Source organism: Nocardia miyunensis NBRC 108239 (genome assembly GCF_001613065.1).
In the GTDB taxonomy this organism is placed as follows: domain Bacteria; phylum Actinomycetota; class Actinomycetes; order Mycobacteriales; family Mycobacteriaceae; genus Nocardia; species Nocardia miyunensis.
On the sequence record NZ_BDBQ01000036.1, the window covers coordinates 1 to 21,395 of the forward strand.

The following is a 21,395-nucleotide window of genomic DNA, read 5'->3' on the forward strand; positions in this document are numbered from 1 at the left end:
TTCGCCCGGGCCGCACCCCGTGTGCGAGCCGCCGAGGCTCGACACGGGGTGCGGCGCTCGGTCAGCCGCGGCGGTAGTTGTTGTGCTTACGGGCGGGCGGGATGTTCTGCGACCCGTGTGCACCGAGTTTTACGCCCGGGACCTGCTGTTGATCGGTGCGTTTGCCACGACGTTCGCGACGGGACAGGGCTTTCGGGTTGTCGGGATTCGGTTCGGGGAGCGGGGATTGCGCGGGCATGGCGCCTCCTGGGGATCATGGTCGACTCATCGCACGGCGGATTGCCGACCTGGATGAATGTCGGACTGCGAGAGAAGCGGCGCCCCGGCCGGAACGGCGGGCGCGAGCGGACAGCGCTCAGGAGAACAGGATGATCCACATGCCGACGACGGTAACAACCAACCGCCGCATCGCGCATCCGATTTATTTCGGGCCGGAGATGCCCTGCAGACGCTGGATCTGGGTGGCGGTGATCGAGCGCAGCGCCGCCGGGTCGACGGGTTTCTGACCGGCGCGCGCGATCTGGACGACGGTGCTGCCGACCAGGGCGACCGTCGCCGCGGAATACAGCGTCAGGCCCTGGCTGGTGGTGTGCACCTGGAAGGAGACCGAGGCGTCCCCGGCGCGGGGCTCGTCCAGTCCGCCGACCTGATAACCGACCGCGGTGCCGTCGGCGTCGGTGCCCGAATAGGACCCGCATCGGTGCAGCAGGTCCTGCACCGATGCGAACGCCTTCGCCGCGCCACTGCCTGGATAACTGGCCGCATCTATGTCGATGCTGTCGAAGTCGGCGGACGAATAGTGCACTGCCCCATGGGCACTCGCGCCGGGCACCTGATCGCTCACCGCGTCGAGCACCTTCGCGCAGGCGGCCGGGTCGGTGTGCGATCGGTTCGGTGGAGTCGGGCTGTCACCGCCCGGGCCGCTACCGCCCGAGCCGTCGTCGAGCGCTTGGTAATCGGGCGGAATATCGGTGCCGGACAACAGCTTCGCCTGCAATGCCGCCGAATCGGTGAGCGGTGCCGCGGTCACCGTCGAGGGCGCGGCCACCGAGCTCACCGCCGGTAGCGAGGAGCCGCCGTGATGCGAACCGCACCCGGCCGCGAACACCGCCACGGCCGCGATCAGGGCGCGACCGGTCCACTTCCGATGAGCCTCGGGCACGGCGTCGATTCCGCTCACCGGCCCCACTGCACCTGGGTGCTGATGTTCTGATGCAGCAGGATCTCGCTGTGCGGATCGCGGTAGGACTGGCGGCCCGCGACCGTGACCGATCCCGAAACCGGCAGTGGCAGACCGAGATCCACGGTGATGGTGCCGGTGCCGTGCATCGCGTAGTCGACGATGTCCAGGCTGCCCGCATTACTCGGCAGCGACCACACCTTGGCCTTGGGGGTCTGGGTGACGTCCAGTTGGATGGTGAGCAGATCGCCCTCGCGCTTGGTCAGCGTGGCGGTCGTCACCTGATCCAGCGGGACGCCACTGGTCACCTGCTGGTGCACGGTCCACACCGCGCCCACGCCGACCGGATCGACGGGGAATGCGATCGACTGGTAGACGGCCTGGTAGAAAGCCTGCTCCAGGGCAGCGGCGGCGGCATCGGGAGTGTCCGGCTTGGGCGTCATCCGCAGGGAGGTGATCGCGCCCACATCGCTCATCTCGAAGCCCGCGTGCGATCCGTCCGCGGACTGCAGTTGTTCGGCCAGGCGCGGATCGGACGACGTCGCGCTGCCGAGCGTCAGGTCGACTCCGTCGCGGCCGGTCTGCGCGGTGAGCGGGATGGTGACCGTCGGCTGTGAGAAATCGTGCGGAGCCTGATCGTTCATCTGCTGTTCGATGTGGTGGACGGTGTGCAGGGTGACCTGCTGGGCGTTGCCGACGGCGAACGAGCGCCGCAGCAGCGAATACGGCTGCGCACCCGGCTCGACCACCGTGGTCTCCACCGCCGCGATCGGCATGGTGACCTCCTTGTCGAGGCTTGGCGGCTCGATCTCGGCCTCGCTGCGGGTCTCGGTGACGTCGCTGCAGCCGACGCCCATGGCCGACAACGCGACCGCGAGCACCATGAGTAACACACCCGGACGCGCGGACCGCACGGCCGTGCGAGAGTGAGAAGACAACACCGTCACGCCTGACAGGTTACGACCGGTACCTGAAAATCTGCTTTGACGCCGCCGTCGCGGTCCGGGCTGCCCTGCCGAGCGACAGGGGCACAATCGCCATAGGGAATGATGGGGGCCGTGAGTATCGACCGGCCGCGCGAGCAGCACACCGACGAGCACGAGGAGCCACCCCGGGACACCGCCGTCGAAGGCGACACGCCGGTGACCGCGGAGGGTGCGGAATCGACCGATGTGACCGAGCCCGCAGGGGAGCCCGACTCCGCCGCGGACGGGGATCCCGCCGTGCTGTCGAAGCGCACGCTTCCGGTGCTGCTGGCGATCGCGGCCGTGGCCTTCCTGCTGGATCTGGGGACAAAAGCCCTGGTCGTCGCGAAAATGACGCCGGGCGAGCCGATTTCGATCATCGGCGATGTGGTCCGGCTGACCCTGGTGCGCAATCCGGGAGCCGCGTTCTCGATGGCCACCGGTATGACCTGGTTGCTGACGCTGATCGCCGCGGCCGTCGTGGTCGGGGTGGTGCGGATCGGGCGCTCGCTGCGGTCGGTGAGCTGGGCGATCGGGCTGGGGCTGGTGCTCGGTGGCGCGGTCGGCAATCTGATCGATCGGTTGTTCCGAGCACCCGGACCGTTGCAGGGACATGTCGTCGACTTCATCTCGGTGACGCGCTGGTGGCCGGTGTTCAACGTGGCCGACTCCTCGATCGTGTGCGGGGCGATTTTGCTGGTCGCGCTGACCGTGTTCGGCTTCGAACCGGACGGCACCCGCTCGCGCCGCGCGCAGGACGGTGATCGGGCTTGAGGGAAACACGTGCCATGCCGGTGCCCGACGGCCTGGACGGGTTGCGCGTCGACGCCGGACTGTCCCGGCTGCTCGGTCTGTCCCGTACGGCCGTGGCCGCGCTCGCCGAGGAGGGCGCGGTGCAGATCGACGGCTCGCCCGCTGGTAAATCCGATCGGCTGGCCGGCGGGGCCTGGCTCGAGGTGGAGTTCCCCGAGCCCAAACGAGAGTTGCAGGTCGAGGCCACGCCGGTGGAGGGGATGAAGATCCTCTACGCCGACGACGATCTCGTCGCGGTCGACAAGCCGGTCGGGGTCGCCGCGCACACCGGGGTCGGCTGGTCCGGGCCGACGGTGGTCGGCGGGCTGGCCGCGATGGGGTACCGGATCTCCACCTCCGGCGCGCACGAGCGGCAGGGCATCGTGCATCGGCTGGACGTCGGCACGTCCGGGGTGATGGTGGTCGCCCAGTCCGAGCACGCGTACACCGTGCTGAAGCGGGCGTTCAAACAGCGCACCGTCGACAAGCGCTATCACGCGCTGGTGCAGGGGCATCCGGATCCTTCCAGCGGCACCATCGACGCGCCGATCGGCCGTGCGCGCGGTAACGACTGGAAGTTCGCGGTCACCGCCGACGGGCGGCCGAGCGTCACCCACTACGACACCGTCGAGGCGTTCCAGGCGGCCAGCCTGCTGGACATCCATCTGGAAACCGGTCGCACACACCAGATCCGGGTGCACTTCTCCGCGATCCGGCATCCCTGCTGCGGTGATCTGACCTACGGCGCGGATCCGCGTCTGGCGCAGCGGCTGGGCCTGGAACGGCAATGGCTGCATGCCCGTTCGCTCGGTTTCGCCCATCCCGCCGACGGACGCTGGGTGGAGATCACCAGTGAGTATCCGGCCGACCTGGAGCATGCGCTGGACGTCCTGCGTCATGCGTGAGCGGCTGCGCGTCGCCGGATTCACCTGCGCCGCAGTCGCTCTGGTCGTCCTCGTCCTGATCCTGGGCTGGGCGAATCCGCCCCGCACCTCCGTTATCGGAACCGACCGTCTGGGACCGGATTCGGGCGAGGACGTCGCGGATTACCTTGCACGAGCGAAGGATTCGCTACAGGGGAGCGATACCGGCGAACATTGGGCCCTGGTGGCCTTCACCACCGGTGTCGTCCCGGGCGGTATTCCGAAATCGGTTGCGGGCCTGCGAGTCGCACAGGTCATCTACCACGTCCCGATCGACCGCGTCTACACCCCTCCCATCACCGTCCCCACCCCGGCCGATGACACGGCCGTCATCGATTCGGCCCGAGCGGCTGCCGGCGTGCTGACGGCCTCCCAGTCCTTCGACGACCGGACCGCCCGAACAACCGCGGTCATGGCAGCGCGCCTGCACGCGGGCTGCGCCTGCGCGGCGAACCTGATCATCCGAGGCACCCTCGACCAACTCCGCGAGTTGACCTCTCGCCCCAACATCCGCTCCGTCCAAGCCCTACCCCCCGACGCCTCCGCCGGAGCGTTCGCGGTCCTGCCCCTACTTCCCGAACAGATCGATACCGCGGCCCCCGGCCCGGACGACGGCCCGGTCCCCGCTCGCTGATTCCGTCGGCGGTCGGCCGTGGAAGAGTTCGACCGGCTGCCGTCGGCGAGCCTCGAACGGAGTTGACGTGCAGGGCTGCGGTAGCCGGGCGCCTCCGACGTGGTGACGTTCTGACGTGAGCAGGCGCCAAGGGTGAAAGTTGTTGTAGCGCTACGAGGTTTTGCGACGTCCGGTGAGCGCGTCGATGTCGATGGTCAACGGGAACGGCTCGGTCACCGTGACCGAGCCGGTAGCGCGCGGGCCGATCCGGTAGTTGCCCTCAGCGTCGAGGGTGAAGATCGTCAGTCCCGCGGAGTCGCCATCGATGATGTCGATCACCCAGTAGTGCGCAATACCGTTGGCGGCGTATTCGCGGGCTTTGATCGCGAAATCGCGAACGGCCGACTCGCCCGAGGTGGCGATCTCGACGGCCAGCGCTATCTGGTCGGCGCGGATACGAGCCTGCTCCTCGACCTCGACGGGAGCGACGACGACGTCGGGTACCCGGCGTGGCGAGCGTCCGGTGAACTCGGCTTCGAGTTCGGAGAACGGCTCCAATCCCTCGGGCACTTGGGCGTTGAGTTGGACCATCAACCGGAAGATCGCACGGCTGTGCGGCGGTGCGGGACGTGCCTTCACGAGGAGGAAACCGTTCTCGATCTCGTACCGATCATCGGTGTCGACAGGCAGGGCGTCGAATTCTTCCACACTGATCGGGCGCTCATGCGGGGGCGGTGCCGTCTCGACAGTCATCGTCCGCTTCCTCCGAGTCGCCGCGCGGCGCACGACAGATCGCAGCCGACCTGTCGTGCGCGTGTGTCTACATCATCGCATTTCTGTCGGTGCGGCATCTGGCAACTGTTCAGCTTCCGGAGGTAGGCCCGGTGGGCGCTTTAGGGTGGGGGTATGGCGAGTGTCGAGCGGGCGGTTCGGGCTGGCGGGTTGAGCAGGGCTGAGGTGGATCAGCGGGTTCGGGTCGGGCAGACGAACGATGTGCCTGATCGGACCGGTCGGTCGGTTGCCGATATTGTGCGGGCGAATGTGTTCACGCGGATCAATGCGATTCTGTGTGTGCTGTTCGTGCTGGTGCTGGTTACCGGCTCGCTCATCGACGGGATGTTCGGGCTGTTGATCGTGGCCAACAGTGTGGTGGGCATCGTGCAGGAGCTGCGGGCCAAGCGGACGCTGGACGAACTGGCGATCGTGGGGCAGGCACAGCCGGTCGTGCGGCGCGACGGGGTGGCGCGGGCGATCGCGCCGGGGGAGGTGGTGTTGGACGATCTGATCGAATTGGGGCCGGGCGATCAGATCGTCGTGGACGGTGCGGTGCAGGAGGGCGAGCATCTCGAGATCGACGAGTCGCTGCTGACCGGCGAGGCCGACGCGATCGGCAAGGGAGTGGGCGATCAGGTGCTGTCGGGCAGTTTCGTGGTGTCCGGATCGGGTGCGTACCGGGCGACCAAGGTCGGCCGTGATGCCTACGCCGCGCAGCTGGCGGCCGAGGCCAGCAAGTTCACGCTGGTGAACTCCGAACTGCGCAACGGCATCAATACCATCCTGAAAGTCATCACGTACCTGTTGATTCCGGCGGGGCTGGTGACGATCTACAACCAGCTGTTCGCCAGTCACGGCGAGTCCTGGCGCGCGGCGCTCAACGGCATGGTCGCCGCGCTGGTGCCGATGGTGCCCGAGGGCCTGGTGCTGATGACATCGATCGCGTTCGCGGTCGGGGTGGTGCGGCTCGGGCAGCGCAAATGCCTGGTGCAGGAGTTGCCCGCGATCGAGGGGCTGGCCCGAGTGGACGTGGTGTGCGCCGACAAGACCGGAACCCTCACCGAGAACGGCATGCGGCTGGCCGAGCTTCGCGCGTTGAGCGATAGCCCGGCCCAAAGTCTGCGCGCGGCACTCGCGGCCATGGCCGCGGACGACTCGCGGCCCAATGCCAGCGTGGCGGCCATCGCCGAGGGCTGTCCGGATGCTCCCGGCTGGCGGCAGAGCGCGGTAGCGCCGTTCTCCTCGGCCAAGAAGTGGAGCGGCAGTTCCTATGGCGAGCACGGCAACTGGCTGCTCGGCGCGCCGGACGTCCTGCTGGACTCCGACTCCGAGGCCGCGACCACCGCGCAGGAGATGGGGGCGACGGGCCTGCGGGTGCTGCTGCTGGCCGAGAGCGATCGCCCGGTCGACGCGCCCGACGCGCCGGGCACGGTCACCCCGCGAGCGCTCGTGGTACTCGAGCAGAAGGTCCGCCCGGACGCTCGTGAGACGCTGGAATACTTTGCCGGTCAAAATGTTTCGATCAAGGTAATCTCCGGCGACAACGCCGTCTCGGTGGGCGCGGTGGCCGCCTCGCTGGGTCTGCCCGGCGGGCAGGATCCGGTCGACGCGCGCGAATTGCCCACTCGCCGCGACGATGTGGCCGACGTGGTCGAGCGGCGGACCACCTTCGGCCGGGTGCGGCCGGATCAGAAGCGGGCCATGGTCTCGGCCCTGCAGTCGCGCGGTCACACCGTCGCGATGACGGGCGACGGCGTCAACGACGTCCTCGCACTCAAGGACGCCGACATCGGCGTCGCGATGGGAGCGGGCAGTCCCGCCACCCGCGCCGTGGCGCAGATCGTGTTGCTGGACAACAAATTCGCCACGCTGCCCTACGTGGTGGCCGAGGGACGCCGGGTGATCGGCAATATCGAGCGGGTCTCGAATCTGTTCCTCACCAAGACGGTGTATTCGGTGCTGCTCGCCTTCCTGGTCGGCGTGGCCGGAATCGGCTCGCAGATATTCCATTACGACCCGATGCCGTACCCGTTCCTGCCGCGGCATGTCACCATCGCGGCGTGGTTCACCATCGGCATTCCCGCGTTCATCCTGTCGTTGGCGCCCAACAACGAAAGGGCGCGAACGGGTTTCGTGCCACGGGTGCTGCGCCTGGCGGTGCCGTCCGGGGTGGTGATCGGCGTGATGACGTTCATCGCCTACCTGATCGCGTATCAGGGGGCCGAGCAGACCGAGACCGAGAAGGTGCACGCGAGCACGACCGCGCTGATCACCCTGCTGATCATCGCGGTGTGGGTGCTGGCGGTCGTGGCCCGGCCGTGGGCGTTGTGGAAGATCGTGCTGATCGCCGGATCCGTTGCGGGCTATCTGATTCTGTTCACGGTGCCGTTCACCCGGCACTTCTTCAAGCTCGATCCGTCCGATACCGCATTGACCGGTGCGGCGGTGGTGTGCGGGTTGATCGGCATCGTGCTGGTCGAATTCGCCTGGTGGTTCAGCTCCGCTCCGACCGGGGTGGCCGGGCGGCTGCTGACCGACCACGCCGACGGGAAGGGTTGAGCCGGTGCGGCTTTGGGCCTCCGGTTCGCGTTCCGATCGTCAGGGGCCCGGCCGGAATCGATCGTGCGTCGCGGCGCGCCGTGGATCGAATTGTGCGCGCGGCGATTCGACGCGGGTACCTTCGGCTGTATGGAGGTGCTGCTGCATCAGATCGACGCGTTCGCCGACGCACCGTTCACGGGGAATCCCGCGGCGGTGATGCCGTTGCTCGCCTGGCTGCCCGACGAGCTGCTGCAACAGCTCGCCGAGGAGAACAATCTCGCCGAAACCGCCTTCTACACTTCGGCTCTGCCGCCCGAGGCCGCCGATCCGCCGGGCGACGGACCCGCCTACCACCTGCGCTGGTTCACCCCCAGCGCGGAGGTGGCCATGTGCGGTCACGCGACGCTGGCCACCGCGGCGCATCTGCTCGAGGACATCCATCCGGGCGCGGACCGGGTGCAGTTCTTCACCCGCAGCGGCTGGCTCGCGGTGGATCGCACCGACGACGACGAACTGATCCTGGACCTGCCCGCGGTCGAATCCCTGGACGTGATACCGAATCCCGCGCTGGTGGCCGCGCTGGACGTGCGCCCCGTGCGCGCGCTCAGCGGTCAGGACGAGGTGCTCGTCGTGGCCACCGAACGCGAGGTGCGCGAGGCGCGGCCGGATCTGGGTGCGTTCCCGAAACTGGCACGCGCGGTGATCCTCACCGCCCGCGGTGATTCGGCCGACTTCGTCTCGCGGGTGTTCGCCCCCGCCGTCGGCATACCCGAGGATCCGGTCACCGGCTCCGCGCACGCCCAGCTCACCCCGCTGTGGGCCGCCGAACTCGGACGCACGACGTTGACCGCGCGGCAGCTGTCGCGCCGCGGTGGCGCCCTGCGCTGCGTGCTCGACGGCGATCGCGTCCTGCTGGCCGGACGATGCCGCAGGTATCTGGACGGCGTCGTGCAGCTGCCGGGGTGAGCTGTGGGGGCTCAGTCCTGCGGGGCGATCGCGGGGAGCCGCACGACCTGTCCGGCGTACGCCAGGCCCGCGCCGAAGCCCAGCAGCAGCGCGGTGCCGCCGGGTTTCGCCTCGCCCGATCGCAACAGCTGTTCCATCGCCATCGGGATGGACGCGGCGCTGGTGTTCCCGGAGTCTTCGATATCCCGGGCGACCGCGACGGTCTCGGGTATGCCGAGCGCCCTGACCAGTGCGTCGGTGATGCGGCTGTTGGCCTGGTGCGGGACGAAGGCGTCCAGATCCTCGACGGTGACTCCGGCATTGTTCAGCGCGTCGCGGCACGCCTTGTCCAGGAAGGTGACCGCCCACCGGAACACCGCGGTGCCGTTCATCCGGATATAGGGCCGCTGCGAGGTGCCGCCGCTGGCCTCCGCGGCCGCGACCTCGGCGAAGTACTCCTGAAAGTCCTTGTCCTGCTTGATCGCCGCGGTCTGGCTGCCGTCCGAGCCCCACGCCACCGGGCCGATACCCTCGGTGTCGGCCGGACCGACCACGACCGCGCCCGCACCGTCGGCGAAGATGAACGCGCAGGTGCGGTCGGTGGGGTCGAGCAGGTCCGACAGGCGCTCGACGCCGATCACCAGGACATGCCTGGCCTGGCCCGCGCGCACCAGATTCGCCGCGTTGGCCAGGGCGTAACAGAATCCCGCGCAACCGGCGGAGATGTCGAAGGCGGCGGCGTTGTGTATGCCGAGTTCGGTGGCGACCACCGCGCCCGCCGAGGGGCCGAGCACCATCTGGGAGGAGGTCGCGAGGACGACCGCGTCGACCTGGTCGGCGGTCAGATTCGCGGCGGCCAGCGCCCGGCGGGCGGCGGTGGCGCTCATGGCGACGATGGTCTCGTCGGGCTCTGCCCAGTGGCGCGCGGCGATCCCCGATCGGGTTCGGATCCATTCGTCGGAGGAGTCGATCTGCTCGACGATTTCGGCGTTGGGAACGGTCCGGCGCGGTCGGTACACGCCGATGCCCAGGGCTGCGGCATGAGCGTTCGGTGCGGCGGTGGCGATGAGCGCGGGCATGCGGGATCCTCACTGTCGGTGTGAACCAATCGGTCCATACAGGAAAAGGTCTAACATGAACCGATCGGTTCAGGCAAGGGTAGGAGGGAGATCCCATGGCAGCGGGACCGCGCGCTCGGTTGATCGCCAGCACCATCTCGACGGTGCAGGAGCATGGCGTGCACGCGGCGGGCCTGAGCGAGCTGCTCAAGCGCAGCAACGCCTCACGCAACTCCCTGTACCAGCATTTTCCGGAGGGCAAGGGGGAACTGGTCGAGGCCGCCGCCAGAATCGTTGCGCGCGTGGTGTATTCGCACGTCGCGAAAATGGCCGACGCGTTGGAGTCCGCGTCCTCGGCCGAGCGCTGGCTCGACGATCTGCTCGCGTTCTGGCGCGGGCCGCTCGAGGCCAGCGACTATCGCGCCGGATCGTTCATGATGGCCGCCGCACTCGACGAGATGAATCCCGCCGTGCAGTCCACCGCCGGCCAGGCGTTCGCCGAGTGGACCGCCCGGCTCGCGGACGGGATGGTCGCCGCGGGAATGGAACAGGCCACCGCCTGCTCGGTCGCCGGCATGGTCCTGTCCACGGTCGAGGGCGCGATCGTGCAGAGCCGCGCGCTCAAATCCAGCCACCCGTTCGACGAGGTCCGCACCCAACTGTCCATCCTGCTCAGATACCACCTCAGCTGAATAGCGAGAAGGGCCGCGAACCGTGAGCGCGGTGCGCTGCACTGGTTCGCGGCCCTGGGATTGTGAATGTCCCGTGTCGGGCACTCGTGTTGTGCCTGCGGCCTCCGCTTCGCTCCGATTCGTGAATGGTCAGGGGGCTGTGCCGACCAGGTGGTCCGACGGGTCAGGCGATGGCCGCGTCGGAGGCGATGTCGCCGGACAGGGGGGCGACGGCGCCGATGATCTGGGCGACGATGTCGTCCGGGACGCCCGCGGCCTTCAGGGAGTCGGTCAGATGGCCCGCGACCAGGTTGAAGTGCTTCATCATGATGCCGCGGCCCTGGTGCACCTGCTTCATCGGCGCACCCGTGTAGGGGTCGGGTCCGCCGAGGGCGGCGGCGAAGAATTCGACCTGACGGCCCTTGAGCCGGGACATGTTCGTGCCGGTGAAGAAGCCCTTCAGGTCGTCGTCGGCGAGGACTCGGACGTAGAAGTCCTCGACAACCGTCTCGAGCGCCTCCTGCCCGCCGATCTTCTCGTAGATGGTCGGTTCCGGTTCCGGTGCGGCTGTCTTCGATTTGAAGAGTGAGGGAATTCGCATGTTCCAAGGACATCAGCGCGCTGTTGCCGAGCGGTTAGTCCGCTGTCGCATGCCGATTACCGTGCATGGCAAGTGAATTGCGGCAATCTCACGCGGGCCGCACACGCGATGTGAGGTTTTTCACGTGCCCTCACGCCGAGCATATCGCCTGGTCGCCGTCCGATGCGACGGCCGAAATCCGCTCGACACTGTTACCGGACGGAAGTACCGTTCTGGCGTGCGCGTGCAAGGGTCCGAGATGGTGGCAAGGTCCGAATCCGGCAGGCGGCGGGCGCGGTGGCGGAGCGGCGGGGCGGTGTTCGGGGCCGCCGCCTACATCCTGTGGGGGTCGTTCCCGGCGTTCTTCGGACTGCTGGAGTTCACCAATCCGGTGGAGATCCTGGTCGAGCGGATCCTGTGGACGCTGGTGCTGGTGCTGATCGTCCTGCTGGTGGCCGGGCGGATCCGCGAACTGCTGGACATCGACCGCCGCACCTGGCAGCTCGCGGCGGTGGCCGCGGCGGCCATCGCGATCAACTGGGGTGTGTACGTCTACGGCGTGACCTCGGGGCACGTGGTCGAGTGCGCACTCGGCTACTTCATCAATCCACTGGTGACCGTGCTGTTCGGGGTATTGCTGTTCCGGGAGCGGCTGGTCTGGCCGCAGTGGATCGCACTCGGGCTGGGCGTGCTGGCGGTGCTGGTGCTGACGGTCGACTATGGTCGCCCGCCGGTGATCGCGCTGGTGCTGGCCTGCTCGTTCGCCACCTACGGCCTGGTCAAGAAGGTGATCCGGCTGGACCCGCTGCGCAGCGTCGCCGCGGAGGGGCTGGTGTCCGCGCCGTTCGCGCTGGCGGGCGTGGTCGTGCTCGGCGTCACCGGCCACGCGGCCTTCGGCCACGGCGTCGGGCATTCGGCCCTGCTCATCGCGGCGGGACCGGTCACCCTGATACCGCTGCTGCTGTTCGCGCTCGCCGCCTCCCGGACGCCGCTGTCCACGATGGGCATCCTCCAATATCTCACTCCCGCACTGCAAATGGCCTGGGGCGTGCTGGTCGGGCACGAGCCGATGCCCGCCACGCGGTGGGCCGGATTCGGGTTGATCTGGCTGGCGCTGGTGGTGTTCACCGGTGACGCGCTGCGCAGACGCCGCGCCAAGGTCGTGGTGGGGTAGGTAGGTCCGCTCATTGCGGGGGCTCGGTGCTCGGGACTACGTTCGAATGGTGACGATGCTCCCGTAGGCCGACTCGCACCGGTCCGGGGCCGGGGTCGTCACGATCGAGGGAGTGACCACGTGTCCATCCACTTCAACCACACCATCGTCGCCTGTCACGATGCCGCCGCGAGCGCCCAGTTCTGGGCCGACATGCTGGGACTCGAGGTGGGGCCGCCGTACGGCCCGTTTCTGCCCGTCACCGTCGACAACGGGGTGACCTTCGACTTCGCCGTCGCGCCGGGCACGGTGCAGGACATCCCCACCGCGCACTACGCCTTCCTGGTGTCCGAAGAGGACTTCGACAAGGGTTTCGCGCGGATCCAGGAGCGGGGCCTGCGCTACTGGGCCGATCCGCACGCACAGCGCGAGGGCGAGATCAACCACAACGACGGCGGCCGGGGTGTGTACTTCTTCGACCCCAACGGGCACGCCCTCGAACTGCTGACCGTCCCGTACGGCGGCTGGCCCGAATCGTGAGCGCGGGCCGCACCACCCCTCATCCGTGGTGCGGCCCGCGACCGGGTCACGGAGTGCCCGCGGGCACCCGGCTTGCGAAGTCGTTGGTGTAGGTCTTCGCCAGATCGATGCGGTCGTGCACCGGTTTCACATTGGCCGAGTACTTGCTGAGAATCTTCAGGACGTTCTGCGCGCCTTCGGATTTCATCAGACCGTCGCCGTTGAACATGCCGATCGAATCGCGGATCGACCGGATGTACAGATCCTTACCTCCCGCGGCGTATTGCGGGGGCATCTTCGCGGCGATCTGCTCCGGGGTGTGCGTCTTGATCCAGCGCAGCGTCTGGACGAAGGCGTTCACCAATTTCTGCACGATCTCCGGATGCGACTGCACGGTGTCGCAGCGCAGGTACAGCGACGAGGCCGGATACAGCCCGCCCAGCGCCGCCCGGGTACCGGCCTGGGTGCGCATGTCCAGCATCACCCGGGCGGTTCCGGCCTGCACCATCTGCGCGACGGTCGGATCGGTGGTCATGCCCGCATCGATGCCGCCGTGATTCATTCCGGCGATGAACGTCTGTCCCGCACCGACTTTCACGCGGTCGTACTGCGAGGTCCCGAGCCCGGCCTGCCCGGCCAGGGCCTGGGTGATGAAGTCGGTGGACGAGCCCAGCGAGGTGATGCCCAGCTTCTTCCCGGCGAAATCCTTCGGCGAGTTGATCTTTCCGCTCTGCGCCTTCGCGACGAGTTCGACCTCGCCCGGCACGTCGGAGAGCTGGGCCACCGTACGCAGGCACTGATCCTTGGACTGCAGGTCGATGGTGTGGTCGTAGAAGCCGACCACCGCCTGCACGTCCCCGGTCAACAGGGTGGTCTCCGCGGTCGCGCCGGACTGCTGATCCAGCAGTCGCACGTCGACGTCGTTGTCCGCGAAGTAGTTCAGCCGCTGGGCCAGCATCGCGGGCAGGTAGATCACCTTGTCGATGCCGCCGATCATGATGGTGATCTGCGGTCGCCCGTGCTCGGTCGGGATGACCCGCGAATCACGGCAGCCGGTAACCAGCAGCAGCGAGCAGACGGCGAGCATCGCCACGGCGATGTGCTTGCGATAACTCATCTCTCACACCTCGCGCGCCGACTGAGCCTGCGACGGACGCCATTTCAGCAGTCGGCCCTCGGCGACTCCGATCGCCCACTCGGCCACCAGCGCCACCACGGTGATGATGATCATGCCCGCGTAGATGCCCGCGGCGTCGAAGGTGTTCTGCGCGTTGGAGATCAGCAGGCCCAGGCCCTTGCTCGCGCCCGCGTACTCGCCGACCACCGCGCCGATCAGCGCGAATCCGAAGGCGGTGTGCAGACTGGACAGAATCCAGGTGGTCGCGCTCGGCAGCACGATCTGCGAGAGCACCTGCCAGCGGCTCGCACCGAGGATGCGGGCGTTGTCGATGACGTTCCCGTCCACCTCGCGCGCCCCGGTGAAGGCGTTGAGGAACACCGCGAAGAAGGTCAGCACGACGACCGTGGCCACCTTCGACTCCAGCCCAAGCCCGAACCAGATGATGAACAGCGAGGCGAGCACGATGCGCGGAACGGCGTTGAGCGCCTTGATGAACGGTGCGGCGACCTCGGCCCAGTACCGGCTGCGGCCCAGCAGCACACCCAGCACCACACCGGCGACCGCGCCGATCACGAAGCCGACCAGGGCCTCCTGGACGGTGGTCAGGATCTGCAGCCAGATCGAGCCGAACTGCGTTCCGCTGCTGAACCATTCGACCAACCGGCCCCAGATGAGTGACGGTTTGGAGTAGAAGAACGGGTCGATCCACAGGGAGGCGGTCAGCTGCCAGGACCCCAGCCACAGCACGATGATCGCTGCGCGCAGGCCCCAGGTGCGCAGGCGGGACCGCAGGGCTCGGCGGCGGGCCGCGGCGAGGATCTGCTCCTCGGACTCGGCCTCGAATTCTCCCGTCGGCGAACCTGTTTCGGTGATATCAAGCGACACGGTCGGCTCCCTTCGCGCGGGCGGCCTCGACCTGATCGCGCAGCGTGCCCCAGATCTCGGAATACAGTGTGCGGAATTCGTCGGTCAGGCGGACCTCCTCGACGTCGCGTGGACGTTCGAGGCCGACCCGGTAGTCGCCGCAGACCGTCGCCGGGCTCGCGGTCATCACCACCACCCGATCGGCCAGGGCGATGGCCTCCTCCAGGTCGTGGGTCACGAACACCACCGCCGCACCGGTTCCGGACCACACTCGCAGCAACTCGTCCTGCATGAGCTGGCGGGTCTGCACGTCCAGCGCGCTGAACGGCTCGTCCATGAGGATGATCTCGGGATCGTTCACCAGCGTCTGTGCCAGTGCGACGCGTTTGCGCATGCCGCCGGAGAGCTGATGCGGGTAGTACTTCTCGAATCCGGCCAGGCCGACCGTGCGGACCCACTGCGAAGCTCGTTCGCGGGCTTGCGATTTCGATGCTCCTCGCAGCCGCGGCCCGAACGCGACGTTGTCCAGGACCGTGCGCCACGGCAGCACCGCGTCCTGCTGGAACATGTACCCGATGCCCTCGGGAATTCCGTCGACGTCCTTGCCGCGCACCAGGGTGCGCCCCGCCGAGGTGCGTTCGAGCCCGGACACCAGCGACAGCGTGGTCGACTTACCGCAGCCGGTCGGTCCGACCACGGCGACGAATTCGCCCGGGTCCACGGTGAAGTGCAGATTCCGCACCGCCGTGTGAATACCACCGCCGGTCCCGGGAAAGCGCTTGGTCGCGCCCCGGAACTCGATGACAGGGTTGGTCATGGCCTACTCCTGAAACACTCTCGCCGCACCTCACGTGCGGTCGCCGCCCGACCATAAAGTGCCCCGGGTCACATTCACCCTGTTGTGCGCACAATCCGCCTAACCTGCAAATCCCGCATTGTGCGCATTCTGCTCAGTGTCTTCTGCCTCCACTTCGCTCGCGGCGCTCCGGTGAGTCCAGGCCCGGGGCGGGCCCCGGCCGTTGTGCCCGCGTTTTACGGAGCGGGCGGAACTCGGGTGCGCTGAGCCCTTGTGCCTCGACCGCTTCGGCGGGTTGGGTTCTCGGAATCTGGTCCTGGTCTCGGTTCGCTCTTCCGCTTCGGTTGTCTGAGGCGCGGCGGCCTTGGCCGGTAGTCGGCGTTCTGCGGTGGTTGGAACTCGGGCGGATTGGGGTGTTCTGCCTCATCGGTCTCGACGGGCTGGGGTTCTGGGAATCTGGTCTCGGTATCCGTTCGCTCTCCGGCTTCGGTTGTCCGAGACCGGGCGGGCTCGGCCGAGTCAGCGTTCGCGGGTGAGTGGAGCGGGTGCATCGAGATGTTCTGCCTCATGCAATCCGGTGGGTCGTGTGCCTCCCGGTCAGGGCCGGGGCGTTATCGGTGGGCGAATCAGCATCGGGTGGCCGGGAAGCTTGTGCTCGTTTTGCTCGGGTGTGGTATGACATGGGCGATGTTCGTGTTCGGTCGCGGGGTGCGGTTGCGGACGCAGATCGTGTTACTGCAAGTGGTGGTCGTCGCGCTGACGCTCGGTATCGCGTTCGGTGTGTTCGCGTATGTCAGTGAGCAGCGGCTGTCCGGGGAGTACGGGCAGCGGGCGCTGGCGATCGCGCGTACCGTGGCGGCGGATCCAGTGGTTCGGGACGAGGTGAACAGTTACTCGTCGGCTACCGCGCCGCGCGGGGCCGAATCCGATGCGGAGCTGGCCGGGGGACGGCTCGAGCGGATCGCGGAGGAGACCCGGACGCGGACCGGTGCGCTGTATGTGGTGGTCACCGACGACACGGGGATTCGGTTGGCGCATCCCACCCGCGACCGGTTGGGAGAGATGGTGAGCACCGATCCCTCGGCGGCATTGCGCGGCGCGGAGGTGGTGATCCAGGAGCGCGGCACGCTCGGTGAGTCGGTGCGGGCGAAAGTGCCTGTGCTGCAACCGGATGGTACGAAGGTCGTGGGGGAGGTGAGTGTCGGCATCTCGACCGCGGCCGTGCACGATCAGTTGCTGCGGGATCTCCAGCGTGCCGGTCTGCTCGCCGGGGTCGCGCTGTTCGCGGGCGTGATCGGGTCGCTGCTGCTGGCCCGGCGCTGGCATGAGCTGACGCTGGGTCTGCAACCGCCGGAACTCGCGGAGCTGGTGCGCGAGCAGGCGGCGGTGCTGCACGGTATCGGCGAAGGCGTGGTGGCGGTCGATACCGGTTGGCGCACAACGGTTGTCAACGACGAGGCGCGGCGGCTGCTCGGCATCGACGGTGCGCCGGGAGTGAGTGTGGACGAGATCGGGTTGACGCCGTGGATCGTCGAGGTGTTCCGGGCCGCCCAGGCGCGTCCGGTGCCCGCGGCGGTCGGGGACCGGCTGCTCGTCGTCACCGCGCGCACGGTGAGCCGCGAGGGCCGTGAGCTGGGCGCGGTGTTGAGCGTGCGCGACCGCACCGATGTCGAATCGCTGACCCGTCAGCTCGATGCGGTGCGGTCCATGAGCACCGTGCTGCGAGCCCAGCGCCACGAATTCGCCAACCGGCTGCACCTGCTCAGCGGTCTGCTGCACGGCGGTCGTCCCGAGGAGGCATCGCAGTACATCGACGAGCTGCTCGGTTCGGGACCGCTCGGTGCGGCGCTCCCGGGCATGGATGCCCTGCACGACCCGTACCTGCGGGCATTCCTGGCCGCCAAGGCGGCCCACGCCCGCGAGAGCGATGTGCTGCTGCGGCTCGGGCCGAACACCTGGGTCGACGCGAATCTCGCTGTGCCCGTTGATGTCACGACGATCCTGGGCAATCTACTCGACAACGCCATCGAGGCGGCCCGCGCGGGTGGTTCTGCCGTGACCGAGCAGGTGCGGCCGACGCCGGAGAACGTCTCGGGTTCCGCGGATACGGGTCGGTCGGCGCTGGACGGCATCGTGCCGGATTCCGCGGCCGCGGATCATCCGCTGGCGCAATCCGATGAGCGCACCGCGAGGAGCGTGCGGGAGCCTCCGACGGATGTGCCGCCCGTTGCGTCGCCGCCGAGACAGGTCGAGGTCGAACTCGTGCAGGAGGGCTCGACGCTGCACATCACCGTCGCCGACAGCGGGGCGGGCGTTCCCGCCGAACTGGTGGATTCGATTTTCACCGAAGGGGTTTCGACACGTCCGGACAACGGGGTGCCCGGCGGGCGCGGGGTGGGGCTGGCGTTGTCGCGACAGGTGGCGCGGGCGCTCGGCGGGGATCTGGTGCTGGCGAGTCCGGGCAGTGGCGAATGTGCGCTGCCCGGTGCGGAATTCATCGCCCGGTTGCCCGGGGTATTGGAGGAGACAGGCACGGCATGAGTACCGAACTGCGGGTCCTGGTCGTCGACGACGACTTCCGGGTGGCCAATCTGCATGCCGGAATCGTCTCGGCGCTACCGGGTTTCACGGTCGGAGCCACGGTGCACACCCTGGCGCAGGCACGGTCCGCGATCGCGGCGGCGCGGTACGACCTGGCGCTGGTCGATGTGTATCTGCCCGATGGTTCCGGCGTCGAGCTGGTGCGCGAGATCTCTTGTGACGCGATGATGCTCACCGCGGCCACCGAGGCGGACACCGTCCGCGCGGCGCTGTCCGCCGGTGCGCTGGCCTACCTGGTGAAGCCGTTCGATCATGCGGCTCTGGCCGCGCGACTGGCCGGGTACGCGCGCTACCGCAAGCTGCTGTCGGTGCCCGTGGTCACGCCCCGCGACATCGATGCGGCGATCGAGGCACTGCGTCCGGCGAGCCCGTCGGGCGCGGGTTCGCCCGGAGTCTCGGCTGTTTCGGCCTCTCCCACAAAGGATCTGGTACTGCGAGCGGTGCGGGATTCGCCGACGGCCTTGTCCGCGGCGGAGGTCTCGGCCGCAACCGGTGTCTCCCGCGCGACCGCCCAGCGCTATCTGGCCACGCTGGTGGGTATCGGCGCACTGCGCATGCAGTTGCGGTACGGCAGCACCGGCCGACCGGAACAGGAATACCTCGCGGTGAGCGGTGCTGTCGCGGGTGAATGACGTGCACATCGGTAGCCTCACCCGGGTGGAGATCCGGATCGACGACCTGACCAGCCAGGACATCATCGACCTGTTACGCGGACACCTCGCCGAGATGCGGTCCGTCACCCCACGGGAGGAGAGCGTGCACGCCCTCGATCTCGACGCTCTGCGACGCCCGCAGGTCACGGTCTGGTCCGCGCGCGAGGACGGCCGGATCGCCGGTTGCGGCGCGATCAAACGCCTGGACGCGCGGCACGGCGAGATCAAATCCATGCGCACGGCGGCCACCCATCGCCGGCGCGGCGTAGCCGCACTACTCCTGAGGCATATGACAGCGGAAGCGGCGCGAGCCGGGATGACCCGATTGAGCCTGGAAACCGGTGCGGAGGACTTCTTCGAACCGGCTCGCCGCCTGTATCTGGCGCACGGATTCGAGTACTGCGAGCCCTTCGGCGACTACCGGCCCGACCCGCTGAGCGTGTTCATGACCAGGCGAATAGCTTGAATCACGCTGTCCGGCAATGAGGTCGGAGAGATAGCGATGTGCGGCTCGGCGGCGATGCCGTGCCCGCGTTCGATTCGTCACTCGGGCCTCGGGCTTGCCGGGACGACCTGTGCGGAGTGCCGGGCGGATCATCCGAAGCGTGGTGATCGGCGACCGGGAAACCGTCGTGCCATGCTGGGGCAATGAGCGAGCATACCGGCGCGTCGGCGTGGGGGCGGTCCCGGCGACCGCCGACGAGGTGAGGGCGTGAGCCGGTTCGAGGTGTGGGCGCCACGGGCGACGCGGGTGCGGGTCGAGGTGGACGGGCTGGTGCACCCCATGCGTGCCGATACCGGCGGATGGTGGTCCGCCGAGGTCGCTGCCGGTCCCGCTGCGCGGTACGGATTCCTGCTCGACGACGATCCCACGGTGCTGCCCGATCCGCGCTCGCCGCGGCAGCCGGACGATGTACACGGCCGTTCGGCGCGGCACACGCCGGATCCGGCTCGCTGGACGGACTCCGGCTGGGCCGGAAGACAATTGGCCGGTTCGGTGCTGTACGAACTGCACATCGGGACATTCACTCCGCGGGGTACCTTCGACGCGGCGATCGAGCGGCTGGACCATCTGGCGGACCTGGGGGTCACCACGGTCGAGCTGATGCCGGTCAACGCCTTCAACGGGGTGTGGAACTGGGGATACGACGGTGTGCTGTGGTACGCGGTGCACGAGCACTACGGCGGTCCCGACGGGCTGCAACGTTTCGTGAACGCCTGCCACGTAAAGGGTTTGGCGGTGGCGCTGGACGTCGTCCACAACCATCTCGGTCCCTCGGGCAATTACCTGCCGAGGTTCGGGCCCTATCTCGGCCCGGAATCGAACACCTGGGGCCAGCGCCTGAATCTGGACGGTCCCGATTCGGACGAGGTGCGCCGCTACATCATCGGCAATGCGCTGCGCTGGTTCGACGAATTCCATATCGACGCACTGCGATTGGATGCGGTGCACGCCCTGGTGGACCATCGCGCGATCGGCCTGCTGGAGGAACTGGCCACCGAGACCGCCGCGCTGTCGGCCCGGCTGGGCCGACCGCTGACCCTCATCGCCGAGAGCGATCTGAACGATCCGCGCCTGATCACCCCGCGTGCGGCGGGGGGTTTCGGACTGCACGGCCAGTGGAACGATGATCTGCACCATGCCGTGCACACCGCGGTATCGGGTGAAAGACAGGGATACTACGCCGATTTCGGCTCGATGCGCTGTCTGGCGGATACCCTGCGGAACGGATTCTTCCACGCCGCAACCTATTCCAGCTTCCGAGGCAGAACCCACGGCCGCCCGTTGGACACCCGCGTCGTGCCGGGCAGTGCCCTGCTGGGGTACACCTGCACCCATGATCAGATCGGCAATCGGGCGCTCGGCGATCGCCCGTCGGCCTATCTCACCGACGGTCAGCTCGCGGTGAAAGCCGCTCTGATCCTCACCTCGCCGTATACGCCGATGCTGTTCATGGGGGAGGAGTGGGGTGCGCGAACTCCGTTCCAGTACTTCACCTCTCACCCCGAACCGGATCTCGCCGCGGCGGTCGCGCAGGGCCGCAGAGCCGAATTCGCCGACCACGGCTGGGTCGCCACCGATATCCCCGACCCGCAGGACCCGGCCACCTTCCAGCGTTCGAAACTGGACTGGTCCGAGCGGGAGAAGCCCACCCACACCCGCCTGCTGAACTGCTATCGCGCACTGCTGACCCTGCGTCGCGCCCACCCTGGCCTGGCCGACCCGCGCCTCGATCATCTCACGGTCGAATACGACGAGGCCCACCGATGGATCATCGTGCACCGCAACGGAATCCACCTGGCCTGCAATCTGGCCGAACATCCTGTCGACCTGCCGATCGCGGGTGACCCGCTGCTCGTCTGGGACCCCATACGCCAAACTGGCTCGCACACAACACTTCCCGCGTACTCGTTCGCCATCTTGTCTGGACGGTAGGTCTGGCGCTGAGGCGATAATGGTTGCTGTTGAACGCGTTACATTCGGCAATGGTTTCGGAACGGATCCCGACCCGGCTTCGGCGCGCAACCGTCTACTGTCCGACACGACCGGCCGCCGCCGTTCGGAAATCTGCTGCGGTCCGGAATCCGATCGAGCGGGCCGCTGGGCATGGTGTATGCGACCGTCCGCATTGTCGCCGCTGAACGA

At 68.0% G+C, this 21,395-nt stretch carries 21 protein-coding genes; 12 read left to right on the forward strand and 9 right to left on the reverse strand.

The annotated features are described in order from the left end of the window. Positions 1 to 61 precede the first annotated feature (61 nt). The 3 genes from NM2_RS49025 to NM2_RS14570 form a co-directional block, all read right to left on the reverse strand. The gene (locus NM2_RS49025; RefSeq protein ID WP_157121090.1) at positions 62 to 238 is read right to left on the reverse strand and encodes a hypothetical protein; all 177 of its coding nucleotides are present in this window, start codon (positions 236 to 238) and stop codon (positions 62 to 64) included. A 183-nt stretch (positions 239 to 421) separates the two neighbouring features. Next, positions 422 to 1,180 (reverse strand): sensor domain-containing protein, encoded by a 759-nt coding sequence (locus NM2_RS14565; protein WP_157121091.1) that lies wholly within the window; start codon positions 1,178 to 1,180, stop codon positions 422 to 424. Continuing rightward, complete coding sequence (locus NM2_RS14570) at positions 1,177 to 2,064, reverse strand: hypothetical protein (RefSeq protein ID WP_067668764.1); 888 nt, start codon at positions 2,062 to 2,064, stop codon at positions 1,177 to 1,179. The genes NM2_RS14565 and NM2_RS14570 overlap by 4 nt, the downstream gene beginning before the upstream one ends. A 165-nt stretch (positions 2,065 to 2,229) precedes the next feature. Between NM2_RS14570 and lspA the strand changes: the two genes are divergently transcribed. From lspA to NM2_RS14585, 3 genes are read left to right on the forward strand one after another with little or no spacing between them, the layout of a single operon-like run. Further along, on the forward strand, positions 2,230 to 2,919 hold the full coding sequence (gene lspA / locus NM2_RS14575) for a signal peptidase II (protein WP_245718029.1): 690 nt from the start codon (positions 2,230 to 2,232) through the stop codon (positions 2,917 to 2,919). After that, positions 2,916 to 3,842, forward strand: a complete 927-nt coding sequence (locus NM2_RS14580) for an RluA family pseudouridine synthase (RefSeq protein WP_067668766.1) — start codon at positions 2,916 to 2,918, stop codon at positions 3,840 to 3,842. The genes lspA and NM2_RS14580 overlap by 4 nt, the downstream gene beginning before the upstream one ends. After that, positions 3,790 to 4,494: a hypothetical protein gene (locus tag NM2_RS14585; protein ID WP_245718030.1), complete on the forward strand. Its 705-nt coding sequence runs from the start codon at positions 3,790 to 3,792 to the stop codon at positions 4,492 to 4,494. The genes NM2_RS14580 and NM2_RS14585 overlap by 53 nt, the downstream gene beginning before the upstream one ends. A gap of 150 nt (positions 4,495 to 4,644) precedes the next feature. Here the strand turns inward: NM2_RS14585 and NM2_RS14590 are convergent, their stop codons facing one another. Beyond that, complete coding sequence (locus tag NM2_RS14590) at positions 4,645 to 5,226, reverse strand: Uma2 family endonuclease (protein WP_067668770.1); 582 nt, start codon at positions 5,224 to 5,226, stop codon at positions 4,645 to 4,647. Positions 5,227 to 5,379: 153 nt separating this feature from the next. Here NM2_RS14590 and NM2_RS14595 point away from each other — a divergent pair, with 153 nt between their 5' ends. Then, the gene (locus NM2_RS14595) at positions 5,380 to 7,806 is read left to right on the forward strand and encodes an HAD-IC family P-type ATPase (RefSeq protein WP_067668772.1); all 2,427 of its coding nucleotides are present in this window, start codon (positions 5,380 to 5,382) and stop codon (positions 7,804 to 7,806) included. Between the two features lie 129 nt (positions 7,807 to 7,935). Then, complete coding sequence (locus NM2_RS14600) at positions 7,936 to 8,754, forward strand: PhzF family phenazine biosynthesis protein (protein WP_067669035.1); 819 nt, start codon at positions 7,936 to 7,938, stop codon at positions 8,752 to 8,754. Positions 8,755 to 8,765: 11 nt separating this feature from the next. Here the strand turns inward: NM2_RS14600 and NM2_RS14605 are convergent, their stop codons facing one another. After that, positions 8,766 to 9,812 (reverse strand): beta-ketoacyl-ACP synthase III, encoded by a 1,047-nt coding sequence (locus NM2_RS14605; RefSeq protein WP_067668774.1) that lies wholly within the window; start codon positions 9,810 to 9,812, stop codon positions 8,766 to 8,768. A gap of 95 nt (positions 9,813 to 9,907) precedes the next feature. On the opposite strand from NM2_RS14605, the gene NM2_RS14610 reads away from it, so the two are divergent. Further along, the gene (locus NM2_RS14610; RefSeq protein ID WP_067668776.1) at positions 9,908 to 10,483 is read left to right on the forward strand and encodes a TetR/AcrR family transcriptional regulator; all 576 of its coding nucleotides are present in this window, start codon (positions 9,908 to 9,910) and stop codon (positions 10,481 to 10,483) included. A 163-nt stretch (positions 10,484 to 10,646) separates the two neighbouring features. Here NM2_RS14610 and NM2_RS14615 read toward each other — a convergent pair whose 3' ends face one another. Then, positions 10,647 to 11,063: a group I truncated hemoglobin gene (locus tag NM2_RS14615; protein WP_067668778.1), complete on the reverse strand. Its 417-nt coding sequence runs from the start codon at positions 11,061 to 11,063 to the stop codon at positions 10,647 to 10,649. Positions 11,064 to 11,301: 238 nt separating this feature from the next. Here NM2_RS14615 and rarD point away from each other — a divergent pair, with 238 nt between their 5' ends. Together rarD and NM2_RS14625 are read left to right on the forward strand one after the other, a co-directional pair. After that, positions 11,302 to 12,216, forward strand: coding sequence for an EamA family transporter RarD (gene rarD, locus NM2_RS14620; protein WP_084530986.1), 915 nt, complete (start codon positions 11,302 to 11,304; stop codon positions 12,214 to 12,216). A gap of 120 nt (positions 12,217 to 12,336) precedes the next feature. Beyond that, the gene (locus NM2_RS14625; protein ID WP_067668782.1) at positions 12,337 to 12,735 is read left to right on the forward strand and encodes a VOC family protein; all 399 of its coding nucleotides are present in this window, start codon (positions 12,337 to 12,339) and stop codon (positions 12,733 to 12,735) included. A gap of 46 nt (positions 12,736 to 12,781) precedes the next feature. On the opposite strand, the gene NM2_RS14630 is transcribed toward NM2_RS14625, so the two are convergent. Genes NM2_RS14630 through NM2_RS14640 form a run of 3 tightly spaced genes read right to left on the reverse strand, consistent with a single transcriptional unit; the run spans position 12,782 to position 15,515 of the window. Then, positions 12,782 to 13,831: an ABC transporter substrate-binding protein gene (locus NM2_RS14630; RefSeq protein ID WP_067668784.1), complete on the reverse strand. Its 1,050-nt coding sequence runs from the start codon at positions 13,829 to 13,831 to the stop codon at positions 12,782 to 12,784. Between the two features lie 3 nt (positions 13,832 to 13,834). Beyond that, a complete protein-coding gene (locus NM2_RS14635; RefSeq protein ID WP_157121092.1) occupies positions 13,835 to 14,719 on the reverse strand; it encodes an ABC transporter permease in 885 nt (294 codons plus the stop codon). Further along, positions 14,709 to 15,515: an ABC transporter ATP-binding protein gene (locus NM2_RS14640; protein ID WP_067668786.1), complete on the reverse strand. Its 807-nt coding sequence runs from the start codon at positions 15,513 to 15,515 to the stop codon at positions 14,709 to 14,711. The genes NM2_RS14635 and NM2_RS14640 overlap by 11 nt, the downstream gene beginning before the upstream one ends. A gap of 666 nt (positions 15,516 to 16,181) precedes the next feature. Between NM2_RS14640 and NM2_RS14645 the strand changes: the two genes are divergently transcribed. The 4 genes from NM2_RS14645 to treZ all read left to right on the forward strand — a co-directional run bounded on the left by NM2_RS14645 (position 16,182) and on the right by treZ (position 21,185). Beyond that, on the forward strand, positions 16,182 to 18,035 hold the full coding sequence (locus NM2_RS14645; protein ID WP_067668787.1) for a sensor histidine kinase: 1,854 nt from the start codon (positions 16,182 to 16,184) through the stop codon (positions 18,033 to 18,035). Beyond that, positions 18,032 to 18,727 (forward strand): response regulator transcription factor, encoded by a 696-nt coding sequence (locus NM2_RS14650; RefSeq protein WP_067668790.1) that lies wholly within the window; start codon positions 18,032 to 18,034, stop codon positions 18,725 to 18,727. The genes NM2_RS14645 and NM2_RS14650 overlap by 4 nt, the downstream gene beginning before the upstream one ends. Position 18,728: 1 nt before the next feature. Continuing rightward, positions 18,729 to 19,214 carry a GNAT family N-acetyltransferase gene (locus NM2_RS14655; RefSeq protein WP_245718031.1) on the forward strand — a complete coding sequence of 162 codons (486 nt, stop codon included), beginning with the start codon at positions 18,729 to 18,731 and terminating at the stop codon, positions 19,212 to 19,214. A 246-nt stretch (positions 19,215 to 19,460) separates the two neighbouring features. After that, the gene (gene treZ, locus NM2_RS14660; RefSeq protein WP_067668792.1) at positions 19,461 to 21,185 is read left to right on the forward strand and encodes a malto-oligosyltrehalose trehalohydrolase; all 1,725 of its coding nucleotides are present in this window, start codon (positions 19,461 to 19,463) and stop codon (positions 21,183 to 21,185) included. Positions 21,186 to 21,395 lie beyond the last annotated feature (210 nt).